The sequence below is a fragment of the Curtobacterium sp. NPDC087082 genome, from assembly GCF_044745045.1.
Taxonomy (GTDB): Bacteria; Actinomycetota; Actinomycetes; order Actinomycetales; family Microbacteriaceae; genus Curtobacterium.
Genome location: NZ_JBIUZN010000008.1, coordinates 53,000 through 68,674 on the forward strand (window position 1 = coordinate 53,000; position 15,675 = coordinate 68,674).

Annotated in this window: 20 protein-coding genes; 11 read left to right on the plus strand and 9 right to left on the minus strand. The window is 72.3% G+C overall.

What is annotated here, in order from left to right:
- Positions 1–56 precede the first annotated feature (56 nt).
- The gene (locus ACIPEP_RS17715; protein WP_402717985.1) at positions 57–689 is read left to right on the plus strand and encodes an FMN-dependent NADH-azoreductase; all 633 of its coding nucleotides are present in this window, start codon (positions 57–59) and stop codon (positions 687–689) included.
- A 170-nt stretch (positions 690–859) separates the two neighbouring features.
- On the opposite strand, the gene ACIPEP_RS17720 is transcribed toward ACIPEP_RS17715, so the two are convergent.
- Entirely contained in the window at positions 860–1,903 is a 1,044-nt protein-coding gene (locus tag ACIPEP_RS17720) for an MBL fold metallo-hydrolase (RefSeq protein WP_402717986.1), read from the minus strand.
- 120 nt (positions 1,904–2,023) lie between these two features.
- Between ACIPEP_RS17720 and ACIPEP_RS17725 the strand changes: the two genes are divergently transcribed.
- Positions 2,024–3,073 carry an ATP-dependent DNA ligase gene (locus tag ACIPEP_RS17725; RefSeq protein ID WP_402717987.1) on the plus strand — a complete coding sequence of 350 codons (1,050 nt, stop codon included), beginning with the start codon at positions 2,024–2,026 and terminating at the stop codon, positions 3,071–3,073.
- Positions 3,074–3,155: 82 nt separating this feature from the next.
- Positions 3,156–3,299, plus strand: coding sequence for a hypothetical protein (locus ACIPEP_RS17730; RefSeq protein WP_175473622.1), 144 nt, complete (start codon positions 3,156–3,158; stop codon positions 3,297–3,299).
- Positions 3,300–3,304: 5 nt separating this feature from the next.
- Here ACIPEP_RS17730 and ligD read toward each other — a convergent pair whose 3' ends face one another.
- The gene (gene ligD / locus ACIPEP_RS17735; RefSeq protein WP_402717988.1) at positions 3,305–4,324 is read right to left on the minus strand and encodes a non-homologous end-joining DNA ligase; all 1,020 of its coding nucleotides are present in this window, start codon (positions 4,322–4,324) and stop codon (positions 3,305–3,307) included.
- Between the two features lie 180 nt (positions 4,325–4,504).
- On the opposite strand from ligD, the gene ACIPEP_RS17740 reads away from it, so the two are divergent.
- The 3 genes from ACIPEP_RS17740 to ACIPEP_RS17750 are packed head-to-tail and all read left to right on the plus strand — an operon-like array spanning position 4,505 to position 7,167.
- Complete coding sequence (locus ACIPEP_RS17740; RefSeq protein WP_402717989.1) at positions 4,505–5,341, plus strand: DUF429 domain-containing protein; 837 nt, start codon at positions 4,505–4,507, stop codon at positions 5,339–5,341.
- A gap of 9 nt (positions 5,342–5,350) precedes the next feature.
- Positions 5,351–6,553, plus strand: coding sequence for a glycosyltransferase (locus ACIPEP_RS17745; RefSeq protein ID WP_402717990.1), 1,203 nt, complete (start codon positions 5,351–5,353; stop codon positions 6,551–6,553).
- Complete coding sequence (locus ACIPEP_RS17750) at positions 6,550–7,167, plus strand: uracil-DNA glycosylase (protein WP_402717991.1); 618 nt, start codon at positions 6,550–6,552, stop codon at positions 7,165–7,167. The genes ACIPEP_RS17745 and ACIPEP_RS17750 overlap by 4 nt, the downstream gene beginning before the upstream one ends.
- Positions 7,168–7,436: 269 nt before the next feature.
- Here the strand turns inward: ACIPEP_RS17750 and ACIPEP_RS17755 are convergent, their stop codons facing one another.
- Positions 7,437–7,862, minus strand: a complete 426-nt coding sequence (locus ACIPEP_RS17755) for a DUF6892 domain-containing protein (RefSeq protein ID WP_071296665.1) — start codon at positions 7,860–7,862, stop codon at positions 7,437–7,439.
- A gap of 138 nt (positions 7,863–8,000) precedes the next feature.
- Between ACIPEP_RS17755 and ACIPEP_RS17760 the strand changes: the two genes are divergently transcribed.
- On the plus strand, positions 8,001–9,476 hold the full coding sequence (locus ACIPEP_RS17760) for an APC family permease (protein ID WP_071301823.1): 1,476 nt from the start codon (positions 8,001–8,003) through the stop codon (positions 9,474–9,476).
- Between the two features lie 116 nt (positions 9,477–9,592).
- Positions 9,593–10,213: a hypothetical protein gene (locus tag ACIPEP_RS17765; RefSeq protein WP_402717992.1), complete on the plus strand. Its 621-nt coding sequence runs from the start codon at positions 9,593–9,595 to the stop codon at positions 10,211–10,213.
- 8 nt (positions 10,214–10,221) lie between these two features.
- Here ACIPEP_RS17765 and ACIPEP_RS17770 read toward each other — a convergent pair whose 3' ends face one another.
- The 3 genes from ACIPEP_RS17770 to ACIPEP_RS17780 all read right to left on the minus strand — a co-directional run bounded on the left by ACIPEP_RS17770 (position 10,222) and on the right by ACIPEP_RS17780 (position 11,578).
- The gene (locus ACIPEP_RS17770; RefSeq protein WP_071296662.1) at positions 10,222–10,683 is read right to left on the minus strand and encodes a hypothetical protein; all 462 of its coding nucleotides are present in this window, start codon (positions 10,681–10,683) and stop codon (positions 10,222–10,224) included.
- A 95-nt stretch (positions 10,684–10,778) separates the two neighbouring features.
- A complete protein-coding gene (locus ACIPEP_RS17775; protein ID WP_139199183.1) occupies positions 10,779–11,099 on the minus strand; it encodes a hypothetical protein in 321 nt (106 codons plus the stop codon).
- Between the two features lie 98 nt (positions 11,100–11,197).
- Entirely contained in the window at positions 11,198–11,578 is a 381-nt protein-coding gene (locus tag ACIPEP_RS17780; RefSeq protein ID WP_070418584.1) for a hypothetical protein, read from the minus strand.
- An 83-nt stretch (positions 11,579–11,661) separates the two neighbouring features.
- Between ACIPEP_RS17780 and ACIPEP_RS17785 the strand changes: the two genes are divergently transcribed.
- The gene (locus tag ACIPEP_RS17785; protein WP_402717993.1) at positions 11,662–11,997 is read left to right on the plus strand and encodes a hypothetical protein; all 336 of its coding nucleotides are present in this window, start codon (positions 11,662–11,664) and stop codon (positions 11,995–11,997) included.
- Between the two features lie 9 nt (positions 11,998–12,006).
- Here ACIPEP_RS17785 and ACIPEP_RS17790 read toward each other — a convergent pair whose 3' ends face one another.
- Positions 12,007–12,495, minus strand: a complete 489-nt coding sequence (locus ACIPEP_RS17790; RefSeq protein WP_071296660.1) for a DUF427 domain-containing protein — start codon at positions 12,493–12,495, stop codon at positions 12,007–12,009.
- A gap of 139 nt (positions 12,496–12,634) precedes the next feature.
- Here ACIPEP_RS17790 and ACIPEP_RS17795 point away from each other — a divergent pair, with 139 nt between their 5' ends.
- Complete coding sequence (locus tag ACIPEP_RS17795) at positions 12,635–14,062, plus strand: amino acid permease (protein ID WP_070418581.1); 1,428 nt, start codon at positions 12,635–12,637, stop codon at positions 14,060–14,062.
- Positions 14,063–14,071: 9 nt separating this feature from the next.
- Here ACIPEP_RS17795 and ACIPEP_RS17800 read toward each other — a convergent pair whose 3' ends face one another.
- Positions 14,072–14,521: a BLUF domain-containing protein gene (locus ACIPEP_RS17800; protein WP_071301818.1), complete on the minus strand. Its 450-nt coding sequence runs from the start codon at positions 14,519–14,521 to the stop codon at positions 14,072–14,074.
- 61 nt (positions 14,522–14,582) lie between these two features.
- Positions 14,583–14,888, minus strand: a complete 306-nt coding sequence (locus ACIPEP_RS17805; RefSeq protein WP_070418579.1) for a hypothetical protein — start codon at positions 14,886–14,888, stop codon at positions 14,583–14,585.
- A gap of 86 nt (positions 14,889–14,974) precedes the next feature.
- On the opposite strand from ACIPEP_RS17805, the gene ACIPEP_RS17810 reads away from it, so the two are divergent.
- On the plus strand, positions 14,975–15,655 hold the full coding sequence (locus ACIPEP_RS17810) for a hypothetical protein (protein ID WP_402717994.1): 681 nt from the start codon (positions 14,975–14,977) through the stop codon (positions 15,653–15,655).
- The last annotated feature ends 20 nt before the right edge of the window (positions 15,656–15,675 follow it).

Below are 15,675 nucleotides of genomic sequence, written 5' to 3' on the forward strand. Positions count from 1 at the left end.
GGCGCGGCGGGGCCGTTCCCGTCATCCGGCGGGTGTCGATCGGTAGCGTGGGGGCCATGCCCACCCTCCTGCACATCGACTCCTCGGCCGACCTCGCGCACTCCCGCTCCCGCACCCTCACCGCGGCCTTCGCGGACGCCTGGCGCGCACGTGGCCCGGAGTACACGGTCGTCCGCCGCGACCTGCACGTCGACCAGCTCCCCCACCTCGAGACCTCGGCGCTGCACTGGGCCGCCGCCGACCGCACGGACGACGAGGTCGTGGCCCCCGAGGCCGATGCGCTCCGGCAGGAGGTGATCGACGAGCTCCTCGGCGCCGACGTCGTCGTGGTCGGTGCGCCGCTGTACAACTACACGGTGCCGTCGACGCTCAAGGCGTGGATCGACCGCATCCACGTGCCGGGTGTCCTCGCCGGTGCCGTGCAGCCGCTCGCCGGGCGTCCGGTCGTCACCGTGGTCAGCCGGGGTGCCACGTACGACGCCGGGAGCCCGACGGAGGGCTGGGACCACGGCTCCCCGGTCCTGCACCTCATCCTCGGGACCGCGCTCGGCATGAAGCCGTACCCGATCACCGTGAGTGCGACCCTGGCGGACCGGCTGCCCGATCTCGCGCCGCTCGCGGACCACGCCGCCGCCGAGTTCGCCGACGCGAAGACGACCCTGGAGCGCCTCGCCGCGACGCTCGGCTGACCCGGGTCCGCGGCGGCCGCGGCGGTCGCGGCGGCCGCGGCGGCGGCAGCGACCGCGGCGGCCCGCACAACCGAAGTCCATCCGCGCCGCGGCGATCCACGGCGCGGATGCACTTGCGTTGTGCGACGGCGGTGCGAACCACGGCGCCAAGGCCGCCGCGACCGGCAGGGTCAGGCGGGGCGGACCTCGTCCGCGCGACCGAGCAGCGCCGCGTGGAACGCCGTCTGCGTCAGCGCGCTGGCGAGCAAGAACCCCGTCATCGACTCGATGCCCCCGCTGAAGGGCACCCGGGACGCCACCTCGTAGAGCGTCGGCGAGGACAGGGCGTCGAGCGCCTCGGCGACGTGCCGCGACCGTTCCTCGCGGTGCCGAGCCAGGGTGCGGGCACGGCCGACGACGTCACGGAAGCGGTACTCGTGGCCGGGGCAGACCTCGAGGTCGGCGTACCCGTCGAGCCGTCCGAGTGACGCCAGGTAGTCGCCGAGCGGGTTCGTGGCGGATCGGCCCCCGAGCCCGATCCCGGAGTTGATGCGGGGCAGGACGTGGTCGCCGGTGAACAGCAGGCCGTCCTCCGCGTCGACGAAGCAGCAGTGCCCGGCGGTGTGCCCGGGGGTCCACAGCGTCCGGATCGTCCGACCGGCGACCGGCAGCACGTCGCCGTCCTCGAGCAGGAGGTCCGCGAAGGGCTCCGCCGTCCGACCGAGCCCGATCCGTCGTCCGCTCCCCCAGGCCTCGACCACGCCGGCGCGCAGGTGCTCCGGCAGTCCCCACGTCGCGATGTCGGCGTCGTTCGCCGCGGCGTCCGCCCGCTCCCGGTGCAGCGCCTCGACCTCGAGCCGGTGCATGGCGACCCGGGCGCAGGTGGCGCGTCGGATCGCCGCCGCGGCGCCGAGGTGGTCCGCGTGCAGGTGCGTCACGACGACCAGCCCGACGTCGTCGAGCGACCGCCCGATCGCCGTGAGGCCGTCGCGGAGCACGTCGAGACCGTCGTCGGCGGTCCACCCGGGGTCGATCAGCGCGAGCGAGCCGTCGGAGCCCTCGACGACGTACACGAGCGTCGCGTCGGGCACCCCGAAGCGGAACGGCACGGCGAGGGTCCAGATGCCTGGGCGGACCTCCTCCAAGGGCGGCAGGACGCCGTCGCGGAGCGCGGCGGCCTGCACGGGGCTGATCGGTTCCGGTGCCGGCGCTGCCGGCGGGGGCACGGTCGTCACGCGACCACCCTACTGAGGTGCGGGTCGCGACCGGGCCGAGCCGCGCCTCCAGGGCCACGGCCACCGGACGACGGACCGACACCTGCCGGACGGACGCGGCCGCCCGAGTAGACAGGACGCATGGAGATCGCACCGATGCTCGCCAAGGCCGTCCCCAGCGTCCCCGAACCCGACAGCGTGCGCGGAGGACTCCGGTACGAGCCGAAGTGGGACGGGTTCCGCGGCATCGTGACCATCGACGGCGACGACGTGGAGATCGGCAGCCGCGGAGCGAAGCCCCTCACCCGGTACTTCCCCGAACTCGTCGAGGCCTTCCGCGCACAGTTCGGTGGCCGCGAGCACCCGGTGGTCCTCGACGGCGAGGTGATCCTGCGCTCCGGGGACGCCGGCGCGGAACGGCTCGACTGGGAGGCGCTGTCGCAGCGGATCCACCCCGCGGCCTCGCGGATCGCGAAGCTCAGCGCCGAGACTCCCGCGCAGTTCGTGGCGTTCGACCTGCTCGCGGCGGACGGCACCGAGCTCCTGGACCTACCGTTCGACGATCGTCGGTCGCGCCTGGACGCGCTGTCGCTGGACATGTCCGACCCGCTGTTCGTCACGCGCACCACGCTCGACGTCGACCTCGCCCGCGAGTGGCTGACCACGTTCGAGGGCGCCGGGCTCGACGGTGTCGTCGCGAAGCCCCGGGCGAAGCCGTACGAGCCGAACAAGCGCACCATGCTCAAGGTCAAGCACCACCGCACGGCCGACGTCGTCGCGATCGGGTACCGCGTGCACAAGAGCGGGACCGGCGTCGGCTCGCTGCTCGTCGGGCTGTACGGCGACGACGGCGAGCTCCGGCAGGTGGGCGGCGTGTCCGCCTTCTCCGACAAGCGACGGGTCGAGTTGGTGGACGAGCTCGACCGGGTGGTCCTCCGGGATGCGGACGGGAGGCCCGTCACCGGTGACGGGGAACGCTCGCGGTTCTCGTCGGGTCGCGACACGTCGTTCGTCCGGCTGGCGCCGTCGCTGGTCCTGGAGGTGCGGTACGACCAGATGGAGGGCGACCGGTTCCGGCACACGGTCCAGTTCGAGCGGTGGCGTCCCGACCGCGAGGCCGCCTCGTGCGGCTTCGACCAGCTCGAGGTCCCGGCTGCGTACGACCTCGACGACGTGCTGCTGTCCGATTGACGCTCGACGATTGATGTAGTTAGGCTAACTAGGTAACTTCTTCCATGCGGATGCATCCGCATCGAGCAGACGGGAGCGGGACATGATCATCGACGGCATCAGCGACGCCCACCGCGGGACGTGGTCCCGGTTGACGCGTCTGCACACGGCGAGCGTCTCGCTCCCGACACACACCACGCGCGTCGCCGAGCCCGAGGGCCGGGCTGAGGACTGCGCCGCGGTCTGACCCGTTCAGGCCTTCTTCGCGCGTGACGGCTGCACGCGCGGCGGCTCCCCCGGCATCTTCGGGAAGTCCGGCGGGAAGGGCAGCTCGCCCTCGCCGTTCTCCAGGTCGCGCTCCCACCACGCCAGCAACGGTGCGATGCTCGCGGGGTCGTCGTGCATCGCCTGCCACGGATCGCCCGTGGTCCGCAGCCGCTCCGGCACCGACCGGATCGTGAACGCCGTGGGATCGGCGTCGTCGAGTTCGTCCCACGCGATCGGCGTCGACACGGCCGCGTGCGCGAGGGCACGGGGACTGTAGGCACCGGCCATCGTCCGGTCGCGGTTCGCCTGGTTGAAGTCGACGAAGACGCGCTCCCCGCGCTCCTCCTTCCACCACGCTGTCGTCACCCGGTCCGGCATCCGTCGCTCGAGTTCGCGTGCGGCGGCGATGACCGCGTGCCGGACGTCGAGGAACTCGTACTCGGGCAGGATCGGCGCGAAGACGTGCAGCCCGCGGTTCCCGCTCGTCTTGATCCACGCCGTCAGCCCGACCTCGTCGAGCACCTTCCGGAGCTCGTGCGCGACGGGGACGGTGTCGTGGAAGTCGGTACCGGGCTGCGGATCGAGGTCGATGCGGAGCTGATCCGGGTGGTCGGGGTCCCCGGCGCGCGAGGCCCACGGGTGGAACACGACGGTGTTCATCTGCGCGGCCCACACAGCGACGGCCGGCTCGTCCACCACGAGCTGCGGGTGCTGCCGGCCACTCGGGTAGGTGACGGTGACCGCGCGGACGTACTCGGGCGCGCCCTTCGGCGGGTTCTTCGAGAAGAACTGCTCGCCGTCGACGCCGCCCGGGAACCGCTGCAGCGAGATCGGGCGGTCGCCGTTCGCCCGGACGAACGCGTCACCGACGGCGACGAGGTACTCCGCCAGGTCGAGCTTCGTGATGCCGGGCTCGGGCCACAGCACGCGGGAGGGGCTGCTGATCCGGACCTCCCGGTCGCCGTCCGGCCCCGGGACCGTCAGCGTCGTCGCTTCGCTCGCCATGCAGCGGACCGTACACGAGCGGGCCCGGGCCCGGCCGCAGCCCCGGCCGGTCGGGGCCGGGGGCAGGGTCGGGGTCGAGCGGGCGAAATACGTCACGCTCGGCGCGCCGCACCGGCCGGTTCCGCCCGCTCGGCGAACCGCGCGCGGCATGTCCCGCCCGCCCGGGTGCACGATGGACGGGTGAACGCGTACCTCGGGGTGGACCTGGCATGGGGACTCGGCACCGCGACCCGCGCACCGAACGAGACCGGACTCGTCGCGATGGAGACCGACGGAGCGGTCACCGACGCCGGCTGGGCCCGGGGCGTCGACGCCGTCACCGATTGGATCGCCGGACACCTCGGCGAGCGCTCCCTCATCGCCGTGGACGCCTCGCTCGTCGTGACGAACCCGACCGGCATCCGCGAGGCCGAACGGCAGGTGGGACAGCGCTACGGCCGGTGGAAGGTCGCGGCGAACCCGACGAACCTCGCGTCGGCTGCGAGCGCCGGGGCCCGACTGCTCGAGCGGCTCACGGCCCTGGGCGTCGGGTACGTGTCGTCGACCGCGGCGATGCGGGAGCGCACCGGTCCGGCGGTGTTCGAGTGCTACCCGTACACGACCCTCGTCGGGGTCGAGGAGCTCGGCTACGACGTCGAGCGGCCGCGGTACAAGCGTCTCGACCTGCACGTCCCGCCGGCGACGGCCCGGGCACGACGGGCGGAGGCGTTCGACGAGCTCGTGCGTCGGCTGCACGAGACGCCGCTGGACCCTCCGCTCCGGCTCGACACGCATCCGCTCACCCGGGCGCTCGCCGAGCCCTCCGGGATCCACGGGCCGACGCACAAGCACCGGGAGGACCTGCTCGACGGGGCCCTCTGCGCCTGGACGGCCGCGTTCTGGGAGCGACACGGCGACGACCGCGTGCAGATCCTGGGAGGCGATCCGTGCCTCCCGTCCGACGCCGTGGACGAGGCGGGCCGCCGGCCCGTCGTGGTGGCGCCCGCGCGCCCGTCGCAGCGGCCGACGCGCGGATAGGCTTGCGCGGTGAGCACCACCACCGAACCCCTGCGCATCGGGCTGGTGTCGCTGCACACCTCCCCCGGCGACGAACCCGGCTCCGGCGAGGTCGGCGGCATGAACGTCGTCGTCCGCCACCAGGCCGAGGCCCTCGCGGACCGCGGCCACCACGTCGACATCATCACGCGCCGCTCGTCGCCGACGCAGCCGGACTCGGTGTCGCTCGTGCCGGGCGTCTGCCTGCGGTTCCTGTCGGCGGGGCCGGCCGAGCCGGTGCCCAAGGGCGAGCACGACGCGTTCATCGAGCCGTTCCGCCACGAGCTCGAGCACCTCGGCCCGTTCGACGTGCTCCACTCGCACCACTGGTTCTCCGGCGCGGCCGCACTGCCCGTGGCCCGTGAGCGGGACATCCCCCACGTGCAGTCCTTCCACTCGATCGCCGCCGACAGCGACACGCCGCTGTCCGAGGGCGAGCGTCCGGAGTCCGACGGGCGGATGGCCGGCGAGCGCATGCTCGCGCACGAGTCCGACGCGGTCGTCGTCGTGTCCTCGGCCGAGGCCGACACCGTCCGCACGCGGCTCGGCGGCGAGACCGGGCGCATCTGGATCGTGCCGCCGGGCGTCGACGGGTCGGTGTTCCGTCCGTCCGCAGCCGGTGCCCGCCGCGCGGACGTCCCGTACGTGGTCGCCGCGGCGCGGGTGCAGCCGTTGAAGGGGCTGGACCTCGCGATCGAGGCGATCGCCGGCATCAGCCAGGAGGCGCGACCCACCCTCGTCATCGCCGGGGACGCCTCGAGCGAGGCGGGTGACTACGTGGACGAACTGCGTCGGCTGGCGGCCCGCCTCGGGATCGCCGACCGCGTGACGTTCGTCGGTCCGCAGTCGCGGGCCGACCTGGCGTTCCTGTTCCGCGGCGCGGCAGCCGTGCTGGTCCCGTCGCACTCGGAGACGTACGGCCTCGTCGCGCTCGAGGGCTCCGCGTCCGGTGTGCCCGTCGTGGCCGCCGCGGCCGGAGGACTGCGTGAGGCCGTGGTCGACGGCGAGACCGGGGTCGTGCTCGAGTCCCGCGACCCGGCCGTCTGGGCGGCGGAGACGGAGCGGATCCTGACGGACGCGTCGTACGCGGCGTCGCTGGCCGCGGCCGGACGGGAACACGCGGAGCGCCTCAGCTGGGAGCGCTCGGCCGCCGGGCTCGAGGACGTGTACCGCCGGGTGCTGGGACGCGCGTGAGCGGCGGCGGGCGGTTCGACGCGTTCTGGGCAGCGCTCGACGCCGTGCCGGTCGCGGACGACGCCGAGGCGCTGTACGACGTGTCGACCGCTGCCGGGCGGCTGCGTCGGGCGAACCTCGAGCGGTACCTCTCGACCGTCGGGGCCCGGGCGGACACGGTGCTCGTCGCCGAGGCCCCGGGCTGGCGCGGCATGACGAACACGGGCGTGCCGTTCACGAGCATGCGGGAGCTCGGGCCGGACTACCTCGTCCCGCCGGAGCCGACCGCCCCGTGGGAGGCGTCGTCCCGTGTCGTGCAGGCTGCCCTGGCGTCGTGGCACGGTGCGCTCCCGATGACGTGGGCGATCTTCCCGCACCACCCGTTCGCCGCTCCGGACCGGCTGACGAACCGGACGCCACGGCCGGCCGAGGTCCGGGAGGGCGCGCCCGTCGCGTTCGCGCTGCTCGATGCGATGCAGGCCGGTCCGGCCGGCGACGACGTGCGGGTCGTCGCGGTGGGGCGGAAGGCGCAGGGGGCGTTGGCGCTGGCGGGGATCGACGCCGTGGCGGTGCGGCACCCGGCGCAGGGCGGGGCCGCACAGTTCACGGAGCAGGTGCTGGCGCTCCGCCGCTGACCGCGCGGCGCGGGCGCTGCGCGGCGCGGCGCGGGCGCTGCGCGGCGCGGCGCGGCGCAGGCGCTCGGCGCGGGCGCGGCGGCGCGGCGCGGGCGCGGCGCGGGCGCGCGGCGCGGCGCGGGCGCGCGGCGCGGCGCGGGCGCGCGGCGCGGCCGCTCGGCGCGCTCGCACAACGCAAGTGCATCGGAACCGGGGATCGGCGTGGTTCGGACGCACTTGCGTTGTGCGGCGACGAACGGAACCGGCAGCGCGGCGCGGCGCGGCGCGGCTCAGGCGGAGCGGACCTCGACGCCCTTCGCGGCGAGCCGCTCGACCACGTGCGCGGGCAGCGGTGCCGCGGCGTACACGGTGCCGAGGGCCGGCAGGTCGAGGACGTCGTCCCAGTTCTGCGGGTCGTACCGGTCGTCCGAGCCGTCCCACCCCGGGTGCACGTCCTGCAGGACCTCGAGGTCGGAGTCGACCGTCAGCTCCGTCACGAGCGACAGCTGCGACGGCAGGAGGTCGAGGTCGTCGTAGTACTCGCGCGCACGGTCGTCCTGCCCTTCGACGTCGAGGTCCTCGTCGCTCTCGTCGTCGTCCCCGGCGTAGGGCTGGAGGACGTCGAGGTCGTAGCAGAGCACGTCGAGCACGAGGAGCTTCGCGTTGAAGTCGGCGAACTCCACGGGTTCCTCGGTCGTGTTCGTCTCGTCGTGCATGGCTGGGAGCGTAGCCGTCGCCACCCGAGAGCGCCCAGGGGCGGTGGCACGTGTCCGACGGAGCACGAGCATGTTGCGATCTGCGGCGATTTGCCTGTGAGACTGGACAGGATGACCCGAAGCGGAACAGGCTGACGCATGGCCACCACCAACACAGAGCGCCCGCAACAGGAGCAGCCAGAGCTCCGGCGGGTCATCGGTCCCAAACTCCTCCTGCTCTTCATCGTCGGGGACATCCTCGGCACGGGCGTCTACGCGCTCACGGGTCAGGTCGCTGCTGAGGTCGGCGGAGCAGCGTGGCTCCCCTTCCTCATCGCGTTCGCCGTGGCGCTGCTGACGGCGTTCTCGTACCTCGAGCTCGTCACGAAGTACCCGCAGACGGCCGGTGCGGCGCTGTACGTCCACAAGGCGTTCGGCATCCACTTCGTCACCTTCATCGTGACGTTCATCGTGATGTGCTCGGGGATCACCTCGGCGTCGACGGCCTCGCGGGCGTTCGCGGCGAACCTCGGCGCCGGCTTCGGGTTGGAGCTGCCGAACGCGGTCGTGATGCTCATCGCGATGGGCTTCATGCTCGCGGTGATGGCGATCAACTTCCGGGGCGTCAGCGAGAGCGTGAAGACGAACGTCGTCCTCACCCTGGTCGAGCTGTCCGGTCTCGTGATGGTGATCCTCATCGGCTTCTGGGCGATCGCCGGCGGCAACGCGGACTTCTCGCGCGTGGTCATGTTCGACACGCCGGAGGACAAGTCGCTCCTGCTCTCGGTGTCGACCGCCACGTCGCTGGCCTTCTTCGCCATGGTCGGGTTCGAGGACTCGGTGAACATGGCCGAGGAGACGAAGGACCCCTCCCGCATCTTCCCGAAGGTCATGCTCACCGGCCTCGGCATCACGGCCGTGATCTACGTGCTCGTGTCCATCTGCGCCGTGGCGGTCGTGCCGATCGGTGAGCTCGCCGGCAACGAGACGCCGCTCGTCACCGTCGTGCAGACGGCCGCGCCGGACTTCCCGATCGCCGACCTGCTGCCGTTCATCTCGATGTTCGCCGTGGCCAACACCGCGCTGATCAACATGATGATGGCGTCGCGACTGCTGTACGGCATGAGCAAGCAAGGCGTCCTGCCCGGCTTCCTCGGCAAGGTCTCCCCGGCCCGCCGCACCCCGTCCACCGCGATCGTCTTCACGACGCTCATCTCGCTGCTGCTGATCGGGTGGGTCTCGCTCGACCCCGACTCCCCCATCGTCGTCGTGCTCGGCGGCACCACCTCGCTCCTGCTGCTGTCGGTGTTCGCGGTCGTGAACGCGTCGGTGCTGGTGCTGCGCCGGGACAAGGTCGACCACAAGCACTTCCGGGCGGGTGTCATCGTGCCGATCATCGGTGTCGTCACCTGTCTGTGGCTCGTGCTGCCCTTCTCGTCCGGCCGCGACCCGCAGCAGTACCAGATCGCGGGCGCGCTGCTCGCGCTCGGGATCCTGCTGTGGATCGTGACGTGGTTCACCCACGGGCGGAAGCAGACCGAGAAGGCGCCCACCGGTCTCGTCACCGAACCGACGAAGGTCCAGCGTCCGAACGAGCCGGCGCAGACGCACGACCACGACCACCGCGACGTCTGACCCACGGACGACCGAGCCGGTCCTCGGACACCCCCGATCGGGCGGGTGCGGTTCCCAGGCGGCGCACGTAGCCTCTTCGTGCTCCGCCTGACCCGCCCCGCTCGAGAGGACCCGCCATGCGCCGCGTCGGCATCACCCTCGCGTCGGTGTTCGGCGCGGGCGTCGTCGCGATCGGCATCGGCGTGGTGGTGGTCATCGTCATCGCGGTGAACTCGCTGACGGGTGCCGCCAAGGGTGTCGTCGCGGACCCGACCCCGACCTGCCCGGACGTCGCGACGAGGACGATCGGCGGCATCGTCGTCCCCGCGGGCCCCATCGGCGGGTTCTGCCAGGACCGCCTGGTCAACGCCGCGTACGTCATCAGCGCCGCACAGGCCATGGGCATCGGACCGCACACCCAGGCGGTCGGCGTGATGACCGCCATCGGGGAGTCGAGCCTGGTGAACCTCGACCACGGGGACGCCGCCGGACCCGACAGCCGCGGGCTCTTCCAGCAGCGGGACAACGGCGCCTGGGGCACGTACGAGCAGCGGATGGACCCGTACACCGCGGCGTCGATGTTCTACACGAAGCTCGTGAAGATCCCCGGGTGGAAGACCATGACCCCGACCCAGATGGCACATGCCGTCCAGATCAACTCGGACCCCGACCACTACGCGAAGTTCTGGCCCGAGGCGAAGTCCGTCGTCGAGGGCCTCACCGGGGAGACCGTCCCCGACACCGCACCCCAGGGCTGACCAGCACGTCACGAGGCGAGCGGGAGCGGACCGTCGTCCACCGGCTCGACCGGCTCGACGTCGTCGAGCGACACGATCGCGACCCCGCCGGTGTGCACCGCGACCTGCGCACGGAGCCGGACGTGGTGCTCCTCGAACGCGCAGGCGCACGCGTCGACCCACTCCCAGTCGACCGGGAACAGCCGGGACTCCCCCGGGCGCTCCCAGACCAGCACGACCTCGGCCGCGCCGACCTGCACGAGGACGTCCCCGACCAGCGCGGCGAAGTCCTCGACGTGTTCGTCGGGTTGCCACGGCAGGTCGGAGATCGGCATGACGAACGACACCGGCACGGCCCGTTCGTCGAGGAAGAGCACCCAGCACTGCCGGGTGATCGGGCGTTCGACGAGCGCGGTCACGAGGTCCACCACGTCGTCGTCGGTGCGGGCAGGGGTGCGGATGAGGCGGTCGAGCATGTCGGTGTCTGGCATGCCCTCAGCGTCGCCGACACCACCGCACCGCACGGCGACCAGTCGCCCATCTGTGGACGACCGCCGCGCGGGGCCGCCCTGTGGAGGAACGACCCTCAGATGCCGTGGGTGATCGCGCTGTCGACGAGCAGGATTGCGCCGAAGAACACCGCCACGACGGCCGCGACGCCGACGAGGGCGAACGGCCACGAGAGCCGCCGCCGAACCAGTCGCAGCACGCACACCACGAGCGCCGCGACGAGCACGAGGGCGACGAGCACCGGCCCGACGTAGACGACCGCGCCACCGAGGGTCTCGTCGCAGGAGTTGCCGGGAGCGCCGCACGAGCTGAACGCCAGCGACAGGAACACGATCCCGCCACCGGCGACCACCGACTCCGCTGCCAACAGCACCAGCAGCACGACCGTGGCGACCACGTCCGCGACGCGACGGCCGCCTGCCAGGGGGTGTCGCGCCTCCCGTCCGAAGGCCGCCGGACCGGACCCGAGCGGATCCGCGACCACGGGGGCTTCCATCACCCTCGCCGCCCGCGCGTGGACCAGAGGGCCCAGGCGATGAGGACCGGCTGACCGAACAGGCGGCCGATGCGCTTGACGTCCGTGTCGAGCCCGAAGGCGTCGCGACGGTTCAGCCACTGGGAGATGTTCCCGGGGAAGATCGCGGTGAAGAAGAGCGCGGCGACCGTGCCGACGAAGCGACGCGAGCGACGGGGTGCGAGCACGAGGGCGCTGCCGAGGCCGATCTCCGCGATGCCGGAGGCCAGGACCGTGGTGTCCTCGTCGAGCGGGACGAAGTCGGGCACCTGGGCGCGGAAGTCCTGCCGGGCGAAGGTGAGGTGGCTCGTGCCGGCGAAGACGAGCGCGAGGCCGAGCAGGACGCGGAGGAAGGATCGCATGCCTCCATCGTGCCCGTGCCGGACGGCCACCGCACGCGCCGCACGGCGTGCCGGACCGCCACCGCCCCGCTAGGTTCGGACGCATGGGAACAGCCTCCCGCGACCACGAGCCACCCGCAGCACCCGCCGCCGTGGCCGCACTGCTCGGTCCGATGGCGCTCTACATGGGGTTCATCGTCCCCGCGGCCTCGATGGGGCGGCACGTCGTGCTCGGTGCGGTGTTCGGCATCGTGTGCATCGCCAGCGGCTGGCGCGCCCTGTCGATCGCACGACGGACCCAACGAGGCGTGCGGGTCTGGTCGTGGATCGGGATCGTCCTCGGCGTGCTCGGGCTCGTGATGCTCGTGTGGCAGTTGCTCGTCATCGTGACCGGGGGCGCCTTCCCCTCCCCGTTCTGGACGCCGTACGCCCACCGCTGACGCGGCCCCTCACCACCCGAGCGTGCCCGGCGCACCCTTGAACGGTCCGACCACCCGCGAGGTGATCCACCCGCCGTAGAAGTCCCCCTCCTGCGCCTGGACCACCTCGCCGCCGACCTCGCACGAGTCCATCGCCGAAGGGTAGATCGCCACCCGGTCGCGCAGCTGCTCGTAGCCCGGCTCGGGCGTCGGGTAGTTCCACGCCGCCCGCGGAGCGACCACGTCCCCGCCCACCACGTCGAAGTACCGCGCGCGCCCCTTGAACTCGCACATGCTCGACCCCTCGGCCGGCCGCAGCTCGAGGTCGGCCATCGGCACGTAGTACACCGGCGGGTGCGAGGTCTCGAGCACCCGCACCGCGTCCGTCGTGTCCACGACCACCTCGCCGCCGAGCCGCACGACCACGCGTTCGGGCACCGGCTCCACGGCGGGAGGCCTCGGGTAGTCCCACACGGACTCCTGGCCGGGGGCGGGCTCGGTACGGTTCGGTCGGCGCATGGGTCACGTCTACGCCGCCTCCCTGCCCGCAGGCCTGGAGGCGCGGCTCGCCCCCGCCCCGCCGGCCCGGCCCGTCCGTGGTCGCGCGGGGCGCGGGGCGCGGCGGACGCGCGGCCCCCGCAGGGTGCAGAGTGGGCGCGTGACGACGACGACACGCACCCTCTTCCGACGGAAGCCGATCGAGACGATCGACGACGAGACCGGTGGCGACGGCGGCCTGAAACGGCACCTCGGCCTCTGGCAGCTCACCGCGATCGGCATCGGCGGCATCATCGGCGCGGGCATCTTCACCCTCGCCGGCACGGTCGCGAACGGCGTCGCCGGCCCCGCGGTCCTCATCAGCTTCCTCGTCGCGGGTGTCGCGAGCGCCGCCGCTGCCCTGTCGTACGCCGAGTTCGCCGGCCTCATCCCGAAGGCCGGCAGCGCCTACACGTACGGCTACGCGGTCCTCGGCGAGATCGTCGGCTGGTTCATCGGCTGGGACCTGCTGCTCGAGTACACCGCGATCGTGGCGGTGGTCGCGATCGGGATCTCCGGCTACGTCGGGTTCCTCGTCGGCCAGTTCGGCATCGACCTGCCCGCCTGGATGCTCGGCGCACCGGGCACCGGCGACGGCCACGTGATCGACGTGTTCGCGATCATCCTGTGCCTGCTCACCGCGTTCGTCCTCACCCGCGGCATCCGCAGCGCCGCACGGTTCGAGTTCGTCGCCGTCGGCATCAAGGTCGCCCTCGTCGTGCTCATCGTGGTGCTCGGCGTGTTCCACATCAACAGCGCGAACTACTCGCCGTACTTCCCGTTCGGCTTCGGCGGCGTGATGACGGGCGCCGCGACGGTGTTCTTCGCGGTGTTCGGCTACGACGCGATGTCCACCGCCGCCGAGGAGTCCACCGACGCCCGCAAGCACATGCCCAAGGCGATCCTGCTGTCGCTCGGCATCTCGATGGTCCTCTACGTCCTCGCGACCCTGGTGCTCACCGGGATGCAGAAGTACACCGACATCGACCCCGCCTCGGGCTTCTCGTCCGCGTTCGCCTCGGTCGGCCTCGGCGGCGTGGCGAACATCATCGCGATCGGCGCCATCGTCGGCATCATCACCGTGCTCGTGACCTTCATGCTCGGTGCGAGCCGCGTCTGGTTCTCGATGAGCCGCGACGGCCTCATGCCGAAGTGGTTCGCGAAGACCGACCCGAAGCGCCACGTGCCGACCCGCGTCACGTGGATCCTCGGCATCGCGTCGGCGATCCTGGCCGGCGTGCTCCCGATCGGGGTCGTGGCCGAGCTGACGAACATCGGCATCCTGCTCGCCTTCGTGGTGGTCTGCTCCGCCGTGATCGTGCTGCGCTACCGCCAGCCCGACCTCGACCGGCAGTTCCGGCTGCCGTTCATGCCGGTGATCCCGATCATCGGCGTCATCGCGTCGCTGTGGCTCGTGACGTTCCTGCAGTGGGAGACGTGGGTGCGCTTCGCGGTCTGGTTCGCGATCGGCCTCGGCGTGTACTTCGGCTACTCCCGCCGGCACAGCAAGCTGGCGACCGGCGAGGCGACGGGCAAGCCGATCGTCTGACCGGACGTCCTACGCGTCCCGGCGGTGTTTCCCCTTCGCCGCCGTCGGGTCGGCCATCGGGTGGTTGCGGAACCACCGCAGCAGCTCCCGGGACCGGCCGGTGTCGGCGCTCTGGTCCCCTGAGGTCAGGAAGTCGCTGAAGCCCTCCGGCGTCGCAGCGCCCTCGACGTCGCGGTCGTACGCCATCGACCACTCCGGGAAGCGCCGGGTGTGGATGGACTCCTCGGCGAGGAGCCGCACCTCGTCGTGGCGCTCGTCCGCGAGGATCCGCTGGTACGTCGACAACACCTGCTCGTACGGTCCCTCGAGCAGCTGCATGAACCGCCCGTTGCGGTGCACGAGCAGCCCGGTCAGACCGTCGGCGGTGTTCCGGGCACGGGCGTGGGCGAGCACCTCGTCGAGGGCGTCGTCGTCGAACGGCTCCGTGGCCGCGCTCATGTAGACGAGTGACTGCAGCATGCCGTCGATCCTGCCCGCTCCCGCGCGCCCGCGACTCCCCCAGAACGGGACGCCGGACGTCCTACGACCGGATCTCGCGCATGTTCTGGGCCTGCCACCCCTCGGGGATCGACGCGCGGAAGGCCTGCAGCGCCTCCTCGTAGGTCTGCCCGGTCGCCTCGTGCGGCCGGGTCTCCTTGGAACGGGCGATCGCACGCACGGTGGTCTCGCCGGTCGCCTTGCTCGTGACCGCGTTCACCTGCTGCAGCTCGAACCCGTGCAGGTCCAGGGCCTCGACCGCCGCCGTGCGCGCCGCCTCGATGTTCTCGCCGCTGCCCTCGGCCTCCGTCGTCGCGGTCGAGCGCAGTTCTCCTCGCAGTGTCGTCACCCACCCAGTATCGCGGCCCCCGGACAGGGTCTGTCGCACGCGGGTGCCGCACGCCATCATCGGGAACGCCGATCCGGAGGAGTCCCATGCGCCGCACCACCCTCACCGCCGCACTCGTCGTCAGCGTCGCCGCCGTGGTGTCGTCCCTCGTCGGTGTCGCGCCGGCGCAGGCCGTCGGGATGCCCGCAGCGATGAAGGCGCAGTACGACCACCAGTACGGCACGTTCACCCCGTTCACGAAGTCGGGCAGCCGGAACGCCACGATCGTGCTCCCGCAGAACGCCCGCAGCGGGATCATCGTCGCGACGTTCACCCCGGCGGATGCCGAGCACACCGAGTTCGAGGTGCACGAGCTGAACAGCAAGGGCGGCCCGACCGGGTCGAACCCCATCGGCCAGGGCGGCAAGTACACGGGCCGCGTCGCCTACGGCACCGACTCGTGGCGCAAGCCCGCCGCGCTCAAGGTCGAGGCCAAAGGGCAGTGGACCCTGCGGTTCAGCCAGGTCTCGAGCGCCCCCGCCCTGACGACGTCGGGGCACGGCGACAACGTGATGCTCTACTGGGGCTCCTCCGCCGCCCGGCAGTTCCGGTGCACGACGACTCGAGTCGCGACGTGCATGCTCCGCGAAACCCTGCTCCGCAACGACTACGAGACCATCCCCGCCAGCGACAACGGCTCCGGCAAGGACCTCTCGAAGCGGATCACCCTGTCGAAGGGCCCGTCCGTCCTGCAGCTGAACGCCGGCAGCACCTGGTCGATCCGCTGACCCGGCGAGCGCCGGAGGTC

Bases quoted from the DNA above. Each gene is read 5' to 3' on its own strand.
- ACIPEP_RS17785 (WP_402717993.1), top strand. From the start codon at position 11,662: ATGGGAACAGCCTCCCGCGACCACGAGCCACCCGCAGCACCCGCCGCC.
- ACIPEP_RS17800 (WP_071301818.1), bottom strand. From the start codon at position 14,521: ATGCTGCAGTCACTCGTCTACATGAGCGCGGCCACGGAGCCGTTCGAC.
- ACIPEP_RS17760 (WP_071301823.1), top strand. From the start codon at position 8,001: ATGGCCACCACCAACACAGAGCGCCCGCAACAGGAGCAGCCAGAGCTC.
- ACIPEP_RS17810 (WP_402717994.1), top strand. From the start codon at position 14,975: ATGCGCCGCACCACCCTCACCGCCGCACTCGTCGTCAGCGTCGCCGCC.
- ACIPEP_RS17755 (WP_071296665.1), bottom strand. From the start codon at position 7,862: ATGCACGACGAGACGAACACGACCGAGGAACCCGTGGAGTTCGCCGAC.
- ligD (WP_402717988.1), bottom strand. From the start codon at position 4,324: ATGGCGAGCGAAGCGACGACGCTGACGGTCCCGGGGCCGGACGGCGAC.
- ACIPEP_RS17715 (WP_402717985.1), top strand. From the start codon at position 57: ATGCCCACCCTCCTGCACATCGACTCCTCGGCCGACCTCGCGCACTCC.
- ACIPEP_RS17770 (WP_071296662.1), bottom strand. From the start codon at position 10,683: ATGCCAGACACCGACATGCTCGACCGCCTCATCCGCACCCCTGCCCGC.
- ACIPEP_RS17725 (WP_402717987.1), top strand. From the start codon at position 2,024: ATGGAGATCGCACCGATGCTCGCCAAGGCCGTCCCCAGCGTCCCCGAA.
- ACIPEP_RS17730 (WP_175473622.1), top strand. From the start codon at position 3,156: ATGATCATCGACGGCATCAGCGACGCCCACCGCGGGACGTGGTCCCGG.
- ACIPEP_RS17780 (WP_070418584.1), bottom strand. From the start codon at position 11,578: ATGCGATCCTTCCTCCGCGTCCTGCTCGGCCTCGCGCTCGTCTTCGCC.
- ACIPEP_RS17765 (WP_402717992.1), top strand. From the start codon at position 9,593: ATGCGCCGCGTCGGCATCACCCTCGCGTCGGTGTTCGGCGCGGGCGTC.
- ACIPEP_RS17790 (WP_071296660.1), bottom strand. From the start codon at position 12,495: ATGCGCCGACCGAACCGTACCGAGCCCGCCCCCGGCCAGGAGTCCGTG.